The sequence below is a fragment of the Clostridioides sp. LIBA-6622 genome (assembly GCF_056716095.1).
In genome coordinates this window covers 2,239,102-2,256,408 of the sequence record NZ_CP196998.1, presented here as the reverse complement: position 1 = coordinate 2,256,408, position 17,307 = coordinate 2,239,102, and the positions used below count along the sequence as shown (strand labels likewise).

Annotated in this window: 12 protein-coding genes; all 12 read left to right on the top strand. The window is 30.6% G+C overall.

Features of this window, described 5'->3' with window-relative positions; genetic code table 11:
- Window positions 1-100 precede the first annotated feature (100 nt).
- The 12 genes from ACTG47_RS10925 (at window position 101) to ACTG47_RS10870 (ending at window position 17,228) form a co-directional block, all read left to right on the top strand.
- Window positions 101-1,288: a YgeY family selenium metabolism-linked hydrolase gene (locus ACTG47_RS10925; RefSeq protein WP_479924562.1), complete on the top strand. Its 1,188-nt coding sequence runs from the start codon at window positions 101-103 to the stop codon at window positions 1,286-1,288.
- A gap of 95 nt (window positions 1,289-1,383) precedes the next feature.
- Window positions 1,384-2,754 (top strand): dihydropyrimidinase, encoded by a 1,371-nt coding sequence (gene hydA / locus ACTG47_RS10920; RefSeq protein ID WP_479924561.1) that lies wholly within the window; start codon window positions 1,384-1,386, stop codon window positions 2,752-2,754.
- A gap of 17 nt (window positions 2,755-2,771) precedes the next feature.
- Window positions 2,772-4,178 (top strand): amidohydrolase family protein, encoded by a 1,407-nt coding sequence (locus ACTG47_RS10915; RefSeq protein ID WP_479924560.1) that lies wholly within the window; start codon window positions 2,772-2,774, stop codon window positions 4,176-4,178.
- Between the two features lie 73 nt (window positions 4,179-4,251).
- Entirely contained in the window at window positions 4,252-4,698 is a 447-nt protein-coding gene (locus ACTG47_RS10910; RefSeq protein WP_009890210.1) for a (2Fe-2S)-binding protein, read from the top strand.
- Window positions 4,699-4,736: 38 nt separating this feature from the next.
- On the top strand, window positions 4,737-5,531 hold the full coding sequence (locus ACTG47_RS10905; RefSeq protein WP_479924559.1) for an FAD binding domain-containing protein: 795 nt from the start codon (window positions 4,737-4,739) through the stop codon (window positions 5,529-5,531).
- Window positions 5,521-7,812, top strand: coding sequence for a xanthine dehydrogenase family protein molybdopterin-binding subunit (locus tag ACTG47_RS10900; RefSeq protein ID WP_479924558.1), 2,292 nt, complete (start codon window positions 5,521-5,523; stop codon window positions 7,810-7,812). The genes ACTG47_RS10905 and ACTG47_RS10900 overlap by 11 nt, the downstream gene beginning before the upstream one ends.
- Complete coding sequence (locus ACTG47_RS10895) at window positions 7,813-9,126, top strand: amidohydrolase family protein (protein WP_479924557.1); 1,314 nt, start codon at window positions 7,813-7,815, stop codon at window positions 9,124-9,126.
- A 35-nt stretch (window positions 9,127-9,161) separates the two neighbouring features.
- Entirely contained in the window at window positions 9,162-10,247 is a 1,086-nt protein-coding gene (locus tag ACTG47_RS10890; protein WP_479924556.1) for a dihydroorotate dehydrogenase, read from the top strand.
- A gap of 258 nt (window positions 10,248-10,505) precedes the next feature.
- A complete protein-coding gene (locus ACTG47_RS10885) occupies window positions 10,506-11,312 on the top strand; it encodes a coiled-coil domain-containing protein (protein WP_479924555.1) in 807 nt (268 codons plus the stop codon).
- A 1,354-nt stretch (window positions 11,313-12,666) separates the two neighbouring features.
- The gene (locus ACTG47_RS10880) at window positions 12,667-14,025 is read left to right on the top strand and encodes a uracil-xanthine permease family protein (RefSeq protein ID WP_479924554.1); all 1,359 of its coding nucleotides are present in this window, start codon (window positions 12,667-12,669) and stop codon (window positions 14,023-14,025) included.
- A 107-nt stretch (window positions 14,026-14,132) separates the two neighbouring features.
- Window positions 14,133-14,921: an FAD binding domain-containing protein gene (locus ACTG47_RS10875; RefSeq protein ID WP_479924553.1), complete on the top strand. Its 789-nt coding sequence runs from the start codon at window positions 14,133-14,135 to the stop codon at window positions 14,919-14,921.
- Entirely contained in the window at window positions 14,922-17,228 is a 2,307-nt protein-coding gene (locus ACTG47_RS10870) for a xanthine dehydrogenase family protein molybdopterin-binding subunit (protein ID WP_479924552.1), read from the top strand. It begins immediately after the preceding gene.
- Window positions 17,229-17,307 lie beyond the last annotated feature (79 nt).

Genomic DNA, 17,307 nt, shown 5'->3' with positions numbered 1-17,307 from the left:
AAATAGCAATTTACATATTTAGAAAATATATAAATTCTAAAATTTAGAAAATATATAACATATAATACATACATTATAAAAAATCTAGGGGGATAATGAAATGTTAAACGAACAAAGAAAACAAGAAGTAACTGAAATATGCCAAAAATTAATTCAAAATCCTAGCTCTTCTGGGAACGAAGAAGGCGTTGTAAAAGCAATAGAAGAATCTTTTGCAAAATTAGGTTTTGATAGTTGGTCAAGAGATAGATATGGAAATATAGTAGGGTGTATAAAAGGAAACAAACCAGGTAAAAAAATATTATTTGATGGACATATAGATACAGTTCCAGTTCCAGATGCAAGTAAATGGAGTGTTCCTCCTTTTGAAGGAAAAATAGTAGATGGAAAAATATATGGTAGAGGAACTTCTGACATGAAGGGTCAATATACAGCAATGATGTCAGCAGTTGCATACTTTGCAAAAGATACTAACAAAGATTTTGAAGGTGAATTATACGTAGCAGGAGTTGTTCACGAAGAAATATTTGAAGGAGTTTCAGCTAGAGAAATAAGTAAGGCTGTTGAGCCTGATTATGTTGTGATAGGTGAATCTTCAGAGCTAAACTTAAAGATTGGTCAAAGAGGTAGAGGAGAAATAGTAGTAGAGACTTTTGGTAAACCAGCTCACTCTGCTAATCCAGAAAAAGGTGTAAATGCAGTTTATAAAATGGCTAATGTAATCCAAAAGATACAACAATTAGTACCTCCAACTCATCCAGTTTTAGGTGATGGGATACTAGTTTTAACAGATATAAAATCTTCTCCATATCCAGGAGCTTCAGTAGTACCAGATTACTGTAAAGCAACTTTTGATAGAAGATTATTAGTTGGAGAAACAAGAGAAGGAGTATTAGCTCCAATACAAGCATTATTAGATGAAATGATGAAAGAAGATGCAGAATTAAATGCAAAAGTTTCTTATGCAGTTGAAAAAGCTGATTGTTACACAGGAAATACTATAGAAAGTGAGAGATTCTTCCCAGGTTGGTTATATGATGAAGAGGATGAATTTGTTCAAGCAGCATATAAAGGATTAAAAGAAGCTGGAATAGATTCAGAAATAACTCAATACTCATTCTGTACAAATGGAAGCCACTATGCAGGTGAAGCTGGAATAAAAACAATAGGATTTGGTCCTTCTAAGGAAAATCTTGCTCATACAATAGATGAATATATCGAGCAAGAACAATTATTTATAGGGACAGAAGGTTACTATGGAATATTAAAATCTGTATATGGAAAATAATATTTAGTTCACAATAAATTATTTAAATATATTCTAGAGGTGCTGAATATAGCACCTTTAGAAAAACTTTAGAGCTTAAAAGTTAGGAGGTATATATGGGAACAATACTAAGAGGTGGAACTATAATTACCTCTGATAAAACTTATATAAGTGATTTAAGGATAGAAGATGAAAAGATAGTTGAAATAGGAAATAATCTAGAAATAAATGATGATAAGGTTATTGATGCTATAGGGAGAATTGTAATTCCTGGAGGAATAGATACACACACTCATTTTGATATGAATGCAGGTTCTATTATCACTGCCGACAATTTTGAAACAGGAACAAGAGCTGCTATAGCTGGGGGAACTACTACTATACTAGATTTTGCAGAAGCTAGTGAAGGTGAAAATCTACTACAAGGTGTAGAAACATATCATAAAAAAGCAACTGGAAATTGTTATTGTGATTATGGATTTCATATGACAATTACATGTCTAGATGAAGATACTTTTGCTCATATGGAAAAGCTTATTTCAGATGGGATAGTATCTTTTAAGATGTATATGGCATATGATGGCATGAAAGTAGATGATGGAACCATATACAAGGTTTTAAAGAAAGCTAAAGATTTAGGTTGTATAGTTGAATTTCATTGTGAGAATGGCGATTTATTAGATGTATTGATAGAAGAAAATATACAAAATGGTAATTTAGAGCCCAAATATCATCCACTTACAAGACCTAATATAGTTGAAAAAGAATCTGTTTCAAGACTTGCTGATATAACTCAATTATCAAACTCAAAATCCTATGTAGTTCATTTAAGTTGTAAAGAGTCACTTGAAACTGTGAAAATTGCTAGAGAAAAAAATATAAACATGATAGTAGAAACATGTCCACAGTATCTACTATTGGAAGATGATTTATATGACAAGGATGGATTTGAGGGTGCTAAATATGTAATGTCTCCTCCTTTAAGAAAAAAAGAAGATATAAGTTACCTTTGGGAAGGATTATCTAATGGAGATATTCAAACAGTTGGAACAGACCATTGTTCATTTAATTTTAGGGGGCAAAAAGATTTGGGAATTGATGATTTTAGTAAGATACCAAATGGAGCACCTGGTGTTGAGCATAGGTTATCCCTTTTATATACATATGGAGTCTTAGAAAATAAAATAAGTGCAAATAAGTTTGTAGAAGTCACATCTACAAATGCTGCAAAAATATTTGGTATGTATCCTAGAAAAGGTGAAATAGCTGTAGGAAGTGATGCAGATATAGTTATTTTAAATACTAATAAAGAAGAAACAATTAGTTATCAAACTCAAAAACAAAATGTAGATTATACTCCATATGAGGGGTTTAATATAAGATGTAAAGTAGAAGATGTGTTTTTGAGAGGAAACCACATAGTACAAAGTTGTAATATTAAAGAACAGGCAATAGGTCAATACATTAAAAGAAAAATTACTAAATAATGCAGGGGGAAATAAGAATGATGGATATACTTATTAAGAATGCCATAATAGTAACTGTAAATAAAGATAGAGAAGTTATTTTTGATGGGGCATTAGTAGTAAAAGATAACAAGATTGCTGATATTGGGAATTCTAAAGAAATAGAAAATAAATATACAGATGTTAAAAAGGTAATAGATGCTAAGGGGAAAGTTTTATTCCCAGGATTTATAAATACACATAATCACTTATTCCAGACCTTATTAAAAGGATTGGGAGATGATATGGTACTTAAAGACTGGTTAGAAACTATGACATTTCCAGCAGCTAACTATTTAGAACCAAAAGATACTTATGATGCTGCAATGCTTGGATGTATTGAAGGTCTTAGAAGTGGTATAACAACTATGGTTGACTATATGTATCCTCACAGTAAAGCAGGTCTTTGCGATGGAATAATAGATGCTTATAAAGAATTAGGAATAAGAGGAATACTTGGAAGAGGATGTATGAATACAGGTGCTCAATTTGGAGTTCATCCTGGAATAATGCAAGATGTAGAAACGGTTGAAAAAGATGTAAGAAGATTATTTGAAAAACACCATAATACAGAAAATGGAAGAATCAAAATAGGAGTGGCTCCAGCAGCAATATGGTCAAATTCTCAAGAAATGCTTGAGATGCTATGGAGAGTAGTAAAAGAATATGATGATGCTTTATTTACAGTGCATATATCAGAAACTCCTTTTGATAGAGAAGCGGCAAAAGAATTGCATGGGCAATATGACATAGATGTTTTAAAAAAATTAGGAATACTTGGACCAAATGTACTTATGGTACATTGTGTGTATTTAACTGAAAAAGATATGGAACTTACTAAAAAATATGACATGAAAGTATCTCATAATACAGCAAGTAATATGTACTTATCTTCAGGTGTTGCACCAGTACCAGAAATGCTTAGAAAAGGAATAACAGTTAGTTTAGGAGTAGATGGAGCTGCTAGTAATAACTCTCAAGATATGCTTGAACTTATGAAATTAACAGCACTTCAACATAAAGTTAACAAGTGTGACCCATTAGCAATGTCAGCAGAAAAAGTTCTTGAATTAGCAACTATAGATGGGGCAAGAGCTATTGGAATGGAAGATGAGATAGGTTCATTAGAGATAGGTAAGAAAGCAGATTTACTAATATTTAATCCAATGCTTTCACCAAAAGCAATACCTATGCATAATCCAGTATCTACATTAGTATATTCTTCTAGTATGAAAAATATAGAGGGTGTTATAGTAGATGGAAATATAATAATGGAAGATTCAAAAATATTAACTGCTAATGAAGAGAAAGCACTAAAAGATGCTCAAGATACAGCTGAGAGACTTTGTGTAAGAGGAACTATAAAGAATAGAATGGAAGGCCATAAATGGAATAGCCTTTATTAATAAATTTGATTTTATTTATAAAGAAGTATAATAAAAACTTTAGCTTAAAAATATGAGTTTTGAGGTGATTTATTTGATTATCAAATGTACCATAAATAATAAAGAAAAAGAATTAAGTATAAGACCAGATGATTTTTTAGCAGATACATTAAGAGAAAATGGGTATGTGAGTGTTAAAAAAGGATGCGATACAGGCTCATGTGGTTTATGTACAGTAATGGTAAATGACAAGGCAGTACTTTCTTGTAATTATCTTACTGCAAGAGTAGATGGTCAACATATAACAACGCTTGAAGGCGTTTTGGATGAAGCAAAGAAATTTGGGGATTTTCTTGCAGATGAAGGAGCTGACCAATGTGGATTTTGTGCTCCTGGATTTATAATGATGGTTTTGGCTATGAAAAGAGAGCTTCAAAATCCAACAGAAGAAGAAGTTATAGATTATGTAAATGGCAACCTTTGTAGATGTACAGGATATAAAGGTCAATTAAGAGCAATACATAAATATTTGAACACTTAAGTTTTTAAGTGAAAATTAAATTGATATGGGGAGAGAATATGATAACTATAAAGGAATATGTAGTTCCAAAAAGTTTAGATGAAGCTTATGAACTGCTAATATCAAGAAAAAATAACATAATACTTGGAGGCTGCGGATTTTTAAAGCTAGGTAGTAAAAATATTGGTTCAGCAATAGATTTAAAAGACTTGGCTTTAGATTATATAAATGAAACTGATGATAGCATATTAATTGGAGCAGATACAAGCTTAAGAACTTTAGAATTAAATAAGGTCATTAAAAATTACTGTAAAGGAGTAATTTCAAATGCTGTTTCTAATATAGTAGGAGTTCAATTTAGAAGTGGAGCTAGAGTAGGAGCTAGTGTATTTGCTAAGTATGGATTTTCAGATTTAATACCTTCATTACTAGTAGTAGACGCAAAGGTTAAGTTATATAAAAAAGGGGTTATGAATTTAGCTGATTTCTTAGAAAATGAGCTTGAAAAAGATATATTAATAGAAATTATATTACCTAAAAAGGATGCTATAGGTGTATTTGATTCTATAAGAAAATGTACAGGTGATTTTGCAGTATTAAATGGAGCAATGTTAAAAGAAGGAAGTATTTATAAAATTGCAATAGGAGCTAGACCAAGAAGAGCAAAAATTGCCTATAAAGCAAGTGAAATACTAAGCTTAGAAAATGATATAGAAAAAGCTGGAGAAGTATCAAGTGAAGAACTTTCATTTGGAAGTAATATAAGAGGTAGTAAAGAGTATAGAAAAGATATGGCAAAAGCTTTAGTAGTAAGAATGTACAATAGTATTGGAGGTGAGTGTGATGGTAAATAAAGAAGTAAGAAAAATAGATAGTGAAGCCATTATTACTGGAAAACCAATATATACAGAAGATTTAATCTTTCATAAAGATGTTTTGACTATTAAGCTTCTTAGAAGTCCACATGCTTTTGCAAAGATAAAAAACATCGATATAAAAAATGCATTAAAAGTAAAAGGTGTAGTAAATATATTCACTTACAAAGATGTACCAAATTATAGATATTCAATGGTTGGTGAATCATATCCAGAAGCCTCACCTCATGACCAATTAATACTTGAGGATATAGTTAGATATGTAGGAGATGAAGTTGCTATAATAGCTGCTGAAGATGAAAGGTCTGCTATTAAAGCTATGAAACTTATAAAAGTTGAATATGAAGTAATGACTCCTATATTGGATGCAAGAGAATCAGAAGGAAATAAAATTTTAATCCATGAGGAAGATGATTTATTTTGTCCATTTGATTTTGGCTTGGATGCTACAAAGAATATCGTATCAAGAGAAAAAATGGGCAAAGGAGATGTAGAAAAAGAGCTTAAAGAGAGTGATGTAATAGTAGAGCATTCTTATATGACTCAATCACAAGCCCATTGTATGATGGAAACTCATAGAGCTTATACGTATATAGATACTAATGGCAGATTAGTAGTAACCTCTGCAAACCAATCAGCTTATCATATGAGAAGACAGGTTTCTAGAGCATTAGGAATACCTCTTTCAAAAGTGAGAGTAATAAAACCAAGAATAGGTGGAGGTTTTGGTGGAAAAAATATAGCTGTAACAGAGATATATACATCATTTGTAACTTGGATGACGAAAAGACCAGCAAAACTTATTTATACTAGAGAAGAAACTTTTGCAATGACTAATACTAGACATCAGATGTTTTTTGATATAAAGATTGGTTCAGATAAAGAAGGAAATATAAAAGCTATAGATATGAAGGCATTGAACAATACAGGTGCTTATGGTGACAATGGACCTTCAGTTTGTTCTGAATCAGGGCATAATGTACTTCCAACATATAATAATGTACCTGCAATAAAATTTGATGGAAGAACTGTATACACTAATTTAGTTCCAGGGGGAGCATTAAGAGGATACGGAGCAACACAAGGTACATTTGCACTTGATTGTGCAATCGATGAGTTAGCACATGAACTTAATATGGATCCAACAGAAATAAAATTGAAAAATATTATAAAAAAGCGAACTGAAGGCGGAATAATGAATTTTCCAATCAGAAGTTGTGCACTTGATGAATGTATAATTAGAGGTAAAAAACTTATTGGATGGGATGAAAAATATCCTGTCAAAGAAGTTGGAAACAATAAGGTAAGAGCCGTTGGAATGTCTGTGGGAACTCATGGCTCTGGTATAGCTAATATAGATATGGCAATAGTAAATATGAGAATGGACGAAGATGGAACTTATAAGTTATTTTCTGGGTCTTCAGACTTAGGCACTGGTTCTGACACAATACTTGCTCAAATAGCTGCAAAAGCACTGAATACATCAATTGACAGAATTTCTGTTTATACAGGAGATACAGATATGTGTCCATATGATACTGGAGCATTTGCTTCTTGTACTACTTATGTAACTGGAAATGCCACAATAAAATCTGCTGAAAGTTTAAAACAAAAGATACTAAAAGTAGCACAGAAGAAACTAGATTTACCAATAGATGATTTAATACTATATGAAGATAGAGTTTGCTATAGTGAGGATATAGATAAATTTGTTTTGTTGAGTGAATTAGGAAGAGAATCTGTTGGTGGTGGAAATCAAGAGGTTTTATATTCATCTGAATCATATGGAATACAAGAGAGTGCGAAACCATTTTTAGCAGGATTTGCCGAAATTGAGTTAGACAAAACAACAGGCGAGTTTAAAGTAATAAATTATGCATGTTCTACTGATTGTGGTACAGTTATGAATCCTGCACTTGCTAGAATACAAGTTGAGGGTGGGGTAACTCAAGGTATAGGGCTTGCAATGTATGAAGACCCTAGACATGGTTCTGATGGAAAGCTTCAAACTTCTAATTTATTACAATATAAAGTTCCAACAAAAAAAGATATAGGAAATATATTTGTAGATTTTGTAGATAGTTATGACCCAACAGGTCCATATGGAGCTAAATCTTTAGGAGAAATAGTTATTCATACACCTGCACCAGCAATAGCAAATGCAATATACAATGCTACTGGAGTCCGTGTAAGAGAACTTCCGATAACTTCTGAGAAAGTTTATATGGCTATGAAAAAATTAAATCAGGGAGGTAAATAAATGATTGCTATAAAAAGTAAATACTTAATATCTTCTGCTGATGAAATATATACAAATTATGCTGTCATAGTAGAAAATGACATTATAAAAGATATATTACCAAATGAAGAAGTTGAAATAAAGTACAAAAATATTGAACAAATAATAGATAAATCAGATGCTATAGTAATGCCAGGATTCATTAATGGTCATATGCACCAATATGGAGTGCTTTCTAGAGGAATACCTGCAAACGTACATTTTACTGATTTTGAAGGCTTTTTAAATGATTATTGGTGGCCATTTATAGAAAATAGAATAGGATTAAAAGAAGTAAAGGCAACAACTAAAGCATCAGCGATAGAACTTATAGAATCGGGTGTAGTAGCTTTTTGTGATACTCTAGAAGCTCCAAATACAGAAGTAGGAACTTTAATTGAGCAAGGTAAAATATTAGAGGCCATAGGGATGAAAGCTGTTTTATCCCTAGAAAGCTGTGAGAGAATAAGTTATGAAAATGGGCTGAGATGTTTAGATGAGAATTCTAATTTGATAAAGTGGAGTAGAGAAAATAGTAAATTAATAAATGGAATAATGTGTACTCACACAAGTTTCACATGTTCAGATAAATTTATTAAGCAAGCTAAAGAAGATGCGAAAAAATTAGATGCACCAATGCAATTCCATTTATGTGAGAGTATCTATGAGCCAAACTATGCTGAAAAACATTTTGGTAAAAAAGCAGTTGAATACTATAATGATTTAGGTATATTAGATGAAACTGTACTAGCTTCTCAGTGTGTAAAAGTAAATGATGAAGAAATAGATATATTAAAAGAAAAGGGTGTAAAAGTGGTTCATATGCCTCTTAGCAACTGTGAAGTAGGTGGAGGATTTTCTCCAGTACCAAAAATGATTAAAAAAGGTATAAAAGTAGCACTTGGTACAGATGGATATATAAATGATTTTTTTGAAGTTATGAGAGGTGCATTCTTAATGCATAAATCAGTCGAAGAAGATGCATCTGTAATGCCAGCAAATTTAATATTTAAAATGGCAACAGAGTATGGTGCTCATGCACTAGGTCTTCAAAAATCTGGTAAAATAATAGCTGGAAATAAGGCTGATATAATCGTTATGGAAGATGAATTCAAAACACCTTTAACTCTTGATAACATATTTGACCAGATAGTAGTACAAGGTAAAAAAGAATTTATATCAAATGTATACATAGATGGTAAACATATTTTAAAAGAAAAACAGTTAGTTGATTTAGATAAAAAAGCTATTGTTAAAGAGATGAAAGAAGTTGCTTGTGAATTTTGGAAATTTTAATGAATGTAAATATAAATGAAAAGGGGAAGCAGATAATGTACAATTTTTTAGGTAAAGAATTAAAATCACCACTTATAATAGGTTCAGGACCATTAACATATAGTGCAGCTGGATGTAAAATATTAAGTGATGCAGGAGCAGGGGCAGTTGTTACTAAGACTATAAGAAAAGAAAGAGCTATAAACCCAGCACCACATATGGTTAGAAATACAGCTAATGCTCTTTTAAATAATGAGAAATGGACAGATTTTGAGCCAGAGCAATGGATAGATTTTGAAATACCACAAATGAAAAAAGATGGGACTGTCTGTATAGCTTCAATAGGTCATACAATTGAAGAAAGTAGTGAACTAGTAGAGAAAGTTGCAAATGCAGGAGCTGACTTTATTGAATTAGTATCTTATGACTATAGAGATTTGATACCAATGCTTAAAGATGCTAAAGAAAAAGTAAATATACCAGTAATAGTTAAACTTCCTCCTATGATAGATGAAATAGGAGCTTTTGCTAAAAAATTAGAAGAAGCAGGGGCAGATGCAATAACTGCTTGTGATTCTGTAGGACCAGCATTTAGAATAGACATAGAAACTGGGCAACCTTTATTAGGTGGGAATGGAATAGGATATCTAAGTGGAGAAACTATTAAGCCAATAACTTTACAAAGAATATATGAAATAAAAAAAGAAGTTAATATACCAATAATTGGATTAGGTGGATGTGTGAGTGGAGATGATGCCTTAGAAATGATTATGGCAGGTGCTGATTTTGTTGGTATCTGTTCAGTAGTAATTTTGAAAGGTGCACAAGTAATAGCTAAAATACATGACGATTTAAAATCTAACCTTAATAGACTAGGATATAATACTATAGAAAATGCTTGTGGTATAGTACATAAGCATATGGGTGATGTAAATGAAAGACTTAGCTTTGAATTTACTTATGATGAAGAAAAATGTACTAAGTGCAAGATGTGTGAGAGAGTCTGTGCATATCAAGCAAGAAAATTAAATGATAAGATGGAATTAAATGAAGAAGAGTGTAGATATTGTGGTCTTTGTATATCAGTTTGTAAACCAAAAGCACTTGGAAGAAAAATTTCATGTTCAGAATTGAATGCATAGGTCATTTTATAAAGACTGATTAAAAATAAAACTTTAGATAGAAATAAAATGGGGTGTCTCGAAATGAACTTTTTAGTTCATGAGGCACTCTTTTTTGTATGAAGTTAAATATATTTCCATCATTTCAACAATGAAAGATAGATTTATTTGTAATTATTTTATATTTTGATTAATTATTAATAACTCTTTTATATATATTATAACATTGTATAGCATTTGTATAAAATGTTATAATAATTAATAGGGATGGTGATGTAAGTGCAAGATAAGATTTTAGAATTATTACATATTATAAATAAAGATGTAGTTAGTATAAAAGAAGATATGTCTGAAGTAAAACAAGAAATAACTGTGTTAAAGAACGATATGTCCGAAGTAAAACAAGAAATAACTGTGTTAAAGAACGATATGTTTGAAGTAAAACAAGAAATAACTGTGCTAAAAGAAGATATGTCCGAAGTAAAGCAAGAGATAACTGCGTTAAAGGATAACATGTTTGAAATGAAACAAGAGATAGCTGTGCTAAAAGAAGATATGTCTGAAGTAAAGCAAGAAATAAGTGTGGTAAAAGAAGATATGTCTGAAGTAAAGCAAGAGATAAATATATTAAAAGAAGATATGTCTGAAGTAAAGCAAGAAATAAGTGTATTAAAAGAAGATATGTCCGAAGTAAAACAAGAAGTAAATTCAATGAAAAAAGAAATAACTGGATTAAAACAAGAGATAAGTGTGGTAAAAGAAGATATGAGTGGAGTTAAGGACGAAATAGCTATAGCAAATGAAAAATTATATGGAATTGAAGTAAAGATTGATGTTCTAGAAAGTGAAGAAAAATCAATAAAAGAGATACAAGAAGAGCAGAGCAATATTTTAGGAAGTTTATTACATAATTCTGAAATAAATAAAGCTACTCATGATAGTATGGAACATAATATAGCATATATAAAAGGTAATACAAATGCTATAAAAGAAGATGTTGCTGAAATAAGAAGAGATTTAAATTTAGTAGAGTTAGCTACTAGTAAAAATTGGAGTGATATCGTCAAACTAAAATCAGTAAGATAACATATTCATTCACTAATTTATCATCCATAAAATAAAAAATCTTATATAAAAAACATATGTAATGTTACTATTATTTATTATAAATTTTAGAAATGAAAATAAAAATTTGAGAAAAGACCATTAAAAGATTATTTTAAGGTCTTTTTTTATGTAGATATAATGAGATTATAAAAATAAAACTTAAGATTTAAATACGGAAAATGTGATAGAACGCTTGAAATAAGTAAAAAATTATCAATAAAAGTAAAAAAGTCTTATATTAAATAAATGTATGTAAATATTGGCATCAAAATTGCTCTATAAAAATTGTAAATAGTAATGTAATAAAGTTTTTATTGTACAAATAATATTACTATTTTAATTATAGATATTAATCATATATCTATAAATAGATAGAAACTTGTATGTTTTATGTTGCAGATACAAATATCGTAAAGGAGAGTACATTGATACAACTGAGATACATAGCTTATTAAGTTTTTCTGTCTTATGAGAATTATATTATAAAATATTCATAAATATTTTGAGTTTAAATTAAAAAATTATTTTATGCTTAAATTAATTATTATTTAATTAATTTAATAACAAAAACAGTGAAAGAGTAAATAATATTATTTACAGGGGGTAAAGCAAAGTATATTAAATTGAGTTGTACTTTTGGCCCCGTACATGGAGAAATCTATGTAGGACACAACTTTAAAACCAGTAAATCCTAAAGCCTTGCAACTACAATAAAAGATAGAAAGAAACTTTTATGAATGTGGTGAAAACCAGAAACAATAGTGAGGATGGTATATGGTGAGAGCCTAAGTACTTAATAATGGACATTTGGTCGCCAAGCCTAGAAATAGGAAGGTCAAACGACTATCTCGAGAGAGAGTACACTATAAGCTATTGATAGTGGAAACGGGTTGCTCTTAACAGGTAATGCTGAAGATGAAGAAATAGTCTACGCTCATATGAAAGTATGAGGTCACTGGATTTAAAGTGGCATCTATAAAGTAGCGTTTATAGGTAAATGTTTAAAACTTACAAAATATAAATACTTATGAAAACTTATAACTTATAATGATTAAGATTGAAAGATTTAACTTGGATTAAATTTATTGTAAAAAATTAAAAATTCATAGCTATAATATTCTTATGTTTGTAAGCTACTGTATAATAACATATACAAAATGATAGAGTAAGTTTATTTGTTAATAATTAAATTTATTGTACATATTCTTTAAGAGTAAAGACTTAAATGTATAAGGAAGTGTAATCAAAATTTATAAACATCATTTAATTTAATATATTAGATTTTTAAGTATTTATATAATTCAATAAGTTTTATGTAACGGGAGTTTTTATTATGAAAGCAAAAAGTACATCAAAATTTGAATTAGACGGAAGACCACCACTAAAGGAAGCGATACCTTTAGGGTTACAACACTTAATGGCGATGGTAATAGGAAGTTGTTTACCAGCTATATTGGTTGCAAATGCAGCTGGGCTTAATCATAAAATGTCAACACTCTTGATTCAAGCAGCACTAGTTTTTGCAGGGATATCAACTTTATTACAATTATATCCAATACCTCTATTTAAAGGATTTAAATTAGGAGGAGGGATACCTGTTATAATGGGAGCTACAGCTATGTTTATAGGAGCTGGAGTCTCTGTTGCAGGAAAGTATGGATTGCCAGTCTTATTTGGTTCTCAAATAATAGCTGGAATAGTAATAATTATAATTAGTTTTGGTCTTAAAAAAATACGATTTATATTTACTCCAGTTGTATCTGGAACAATAGTTGCATGTATGGGTCTTGGACTTTTTCCAATAGCTATAAAAAACTTAGCTGGAGGTATGGGAAATGAAACTTTTGGACAGCCAATTAATTTTATAGTTGGAATATCTGTATCTCTTATGATATTAGGATTAAACAAGTATGGAAGAGGATTGTTTAAAGATGCATCAATATTAGTTAGTATAATTTTTGGATACATTCTATCACTAATTTTGGGTATTGTAAATTTTTCTTCAATTCAAGAGTTTACTTTAATTGCGCTTCCAAAACCACTTATTTTCGGTCTAGATATAAGAATTGAAGTTGTAGTGATGTTTTCAATAATATATTTGGTTGAGATAGCAGATATTATGGGTGCATGTACACTTTCTGCAGTAGGAGGACTTAATAGACAAGTGACAGATGAAGAACTTTCTTCTGCCGTTTTAGGAAATGGAGTATTGTCTACGATAGGCGCATTATTTTCTGCAACTCCAATGGGGATGTTTGGTCAAAATTCTGCAATCGTTTCCAATACGAAGATTGTAAGTAAATTTGTATTGGCTATTGGAGGAATTGGACTATTTTTGGCAGGAATATCACCTTTGCTAGCTAATTTAATAAGAACCATCCCTCCTTGTGTGGTTGGTGGAGCAACACTTGTTATATTTTCAACTCTTACAACATCTGGTTTAAGACTTGTTAGTATGGATGGATTTAATCAAGAAAATAGCATGATATTAGGTCTTTCTATGGCTTCTGGCATAGGATTCATGGTGGCTCCTCAAGTTCTTGAAAAGTTTCCAAAGTTTATAGAAACATTATTTGCAGATTCAAGTGTAGTTTCAGGGGCAATGGTAGCCATAATAGTTCAGGCTTTGTATATGGTAAAATTTCCTAAAAGTAGGAATAACAAAGTTGAAGATAAAAAGGAAAATTTATAATGTAAACAATTAATATATGTGAATAAACATATCGCATTTATTGATATAAATTAAAAGGTATATTTAAAAGGTTCAATTTTTAATAAGTATAATGACAGGGGGACAAGATGGTTACTATAAAAGAATATACAGTTCCAGAAAGCTTAGAAGAAGCATATAAAATTTTAACTTCTAAAAAGAATAATGTTATTCTAGGTGGATGCGGATTTATAAAATTAAGCAATAAGAATATAGGAACAGCCATAGATTTAAAGGCTATAAATCTAAATTATATAAAAGAAGATGAGAAAAATATCTTTATAGGTGCAGATACATCTCTTAGAAGTTTAGAAATCGATAAAACTATTAAAAATTACTGTAGTGGAATAGTTTCAAGTGCTGTTTCAAATATAGTAGGAGTTCAATTTAGACAAGGTGCTAGAATTGGTGCTAGTGTATTTTCAAAGTATGGTTTTTCTGATTTAATCCCAGCACTTTTGGTTGTTGGAGCGAAGGTAAGATTATACAAAGAAGGATTATTAGAATTAAATGAGTTTTTAGATAAGAAGTTAAGTAGAGACATAATAGTTGAGGTAATACTTCCCAAAAGAGATGCAATAGCTGTTTTTGATTCAATAAGAAAATGTACAGGAGATTTTTCTGTATTAAATTCATCCATGTTAAAAGAAAATAATACTTACAAAATAGCAATTGGAGCAAGACCTCAAAGGGCAAAAATAGCGTTTGAAGCAAGTACTATATTAAGTGAAACAAATGATATAGATAAGGCATCTATTACTGCAAGTGAGGAATTAACTTATGGAAGTAATATGAGAGCTAGTAAAGATTATAGAATAGATATGGCAAGTGCACTAGTTAAAAGGATGTATAATGCTATTGAGGGAGGAAGCCTATAAATGATTACTAAGGGGATAAGAAAGATAGATAGTACAGCAATTGTTACAGGAAAGCCTCTATATACTGAAGACCTTATCATGCATAAAGATGTTTTGACATTAAAATTACTTAGAAGTCCACATGCACATGCAAAAATAAAGAATATAGATACATCAAAAGCTGAAAAAATTCAAGGTGTTGTTGGTATTTATACTTATAAAGATGTACCACAGGTTAGATATTGTGTTCCAGGTCAAACAGAGCCAGAAGCATCTCCTTATGATAGAGTTTTGCTTGAAGATACAGTTAGATTTGTTGGTGATGAAGTTGCTTTAGTTGCAGCAGAAGATGAAAAAACAGCACTTAAAGCTTTGAAGATGATAAAGGTAGATTATGAAATTTTAAAACCTGTATTTAATGCAAGGGAAGCAGAAGGAAATGATGTTATTATACATCCAGAAGAAGATATAGTAGAGCCATATCCTTTTGGATTAGATGCAAAAAACAATATAGTATCTAAAGAGTTTTTTGAATTTGGAGATGTTGAAGCAAAACTTGAAGAAAGTGACTTTGTAGTTGAATCTTCATATAAAACTCAAAGTCAATCACATTGTATGATGGAGACTCATAGGTCTTACTCATATAAAGATATAAATGATAGGATTGTTGTAGTTTCATCATTACAATCACCACATAATGTAAAGAGAATACTTAGAAAGGTGTTGGGTATACCATCTTCAAAAATAAGGGTGATAAAACCTAGAATAGGTGGAGGTTTTGGAGGAAAGAATATAGCAGCTACAGACATATTCACTGCATTTGTTACTATGAAGACTGGTAGACCAGCAAAATTCATTTTTACAAGAAGTGAAACTTTTGTAGGTTCTAATAGTAGACATGAAATGCTTTTTGATGTTAGAGTGGGTGCAGATAAAGAAGGAAATTTAAAGGCAATAGAATTAAAGTCATTAAACAATACAGGTGCTTATGGAGGAAATGGTGTTTCTGTTTCTTCAGAATCTGGACATAATACATTGCCAATATACAATGATATTGATGCTGTTAGATTTGATGCTAGAACAGTTTATACTAATAGGTTACCAGCAGGAGCCCTTAGAGGGTATGGTGCTACACAAGGAATATTTGCAATAGATAGTGCTATTGACGAATTAGCCAATAAGATTGGAATGGACCCACTTGAATTTAGAGTTAAAAATATAATAGATAGATACACTACTGGAAAAGCAGCTGAAGAAGAAATATTAAGTTGTGAGTTGAAACAATGTATAGAAAAAGGTAAGAAATTAATAAATTGGGATGATAAATATCCATGTAAAGATATAGGAAATAACAAGGTAAGAGCAGTAGGTATGGCAGTTGCAAATCATGGTTCAGGTATACCACGTGTTGATATGGCAACAGTGACTATACGAATGGATGAAGATGGAACATACAAGCTGCTATCTGGTCTTGCTGATTTAGGTCAAGGAGCTGATACAATTCAAGCACAAATTGCTGCCGAAACTTTGAACACTACTGTAGACAGAATCTCTGTTTATACAGGGGATTCAGATTTATGTCCATATGATACAGGAGCATTTGCTTCTTGCACTACAACAGTTACAGGAAATGCAACGATAAAGACAGCAAATAAATTAAAAGAAATATTACTTTCAGTGGCAGAGTCAAAGTTGGGATTTAAAAAAGAAGATTTAGAGTTAAGAAAAGATAGAATTTTTGTTAAAAGCGATAACAGTAAATTTGTATTATTGGAAGAATTAGGTATGGAATCAGTAGGAGGCATAGGATTTGCTAGTGATGATGTTCCAGTAGTTTTAGAAGCGACAGAGTCTTTTGGTATGTTAAAAAGGATAAAACCATTTATAGCAGGATTTGCAGAAATAGAATTAGATAAAAATACGGGTGAATATAAGGTAATAAATTTTGCATGTGTACCTGATTGTGGAACTGTTATAAATCCAACTTTAGCTAGAATACAAGTAGAAGGTGGAGTAATGATGGGAATAGGATTTGCAATGTATGAAGACCCTAAATTTGATAAAGATGGAAGATTATTAACAGATAGTTTTTTACAATACAAAGTACCTACAAAAAAAGAAGTAGGAAATATATTGGTAGATTTTGCTGATAATTTCGACCCAGGAGGTCCTTATGGTGCTAAATCATTAGGAGAGATAGTAATACACACACCAGCTCCTGCAATAGCAAATGCAATATTTAATGCTACTGGAGTTCGTATGAGAGAACTTCCTATGACATTTGAAAAAGTTTATATGGGAATGAAAAATAATAACAAAGGATTATAATAGTCAATATAATATATAAAAATATGTAAATTTAGATTATTTTGTAAAATAAAGTAATTAAATAGACATTATATATGGT

What these genes read in the sequence shown, in the direction of transcription:
- ACTG47_RS10925 (WP_479924562.1), top strand. Translation starts at nt 101, where the DNA reads ATGTTAAACGAACAAAGAAAACAAGAAGTAACTGAAATATGCCAAAAA.
- hydA (WP_479924561.1), top strand. Translation starts at nt 1,384, where the DNA reads ATGGGAACAATACTAAGAGGTGGAACTATAATTACCTCTGATAAAACT.
- ACTG47_RS10915 (WP_479924560.1), top strand. Translation starts at nt 2,772, where the DNA reads ATGATGGATATACTTATTAAGAATGCCATAATAGTAACTGTAAATAAA.
- ACTG47_RS10905 (WP_479924559.1), top strand. Translation starts at nt 4,737, where the DNA reads ATGATAACTATAAAGGAATATGTAGTTCCAAAAAGTTTAGATGAAGCT.
- ACTG47_RS10900 (WP_479924558.1), top strand. Translation starts at nt 5,521, where the DNA reads ATGGTAAATAAAGAAGTAAGAAAAATAGATAGTGAAGCCATTATTACT.
- ACTG47_RS10895 (WP_479924557.1), top strand. Translation starts at nt 7,813, where the DNA reads ATGATTGCTATAAAAAGTAAATACTTAATATCTTCTGCTGATGAAATA.
- ACTG47_RS10890 (WP_479924556.1), top strand. Translation starts at nt 9,162, where the DNA reads ATGTACAATTTTTTAGGTAAAGAATTAAAATCACCACTTATAATAGGT.
- ACTG47_RS10880 (WP_479924554.1), top strand. Translation starts at nt 12,667, where the DNA reads ATGAAAGCAAAAAGTACATCAAAATTTGAATTAGACGGAAGACCACCA.
- ACTG47_RS10875 (WP_479924553.1), top strand. Translation starts at nt 14,133, where the DNA reads ATGGTTACTATAAAAGAATATACAGTTCCAGAAAGCTTAGAAGAAGCA.
- ACTG47_RS10870 (WP_479924552.1), top strand. Translation starts at nt 14,922, where the DNA reads ATGATTACTAAGGGGATAAGAAAGATAGATAGTACAGCAATTGTTACA.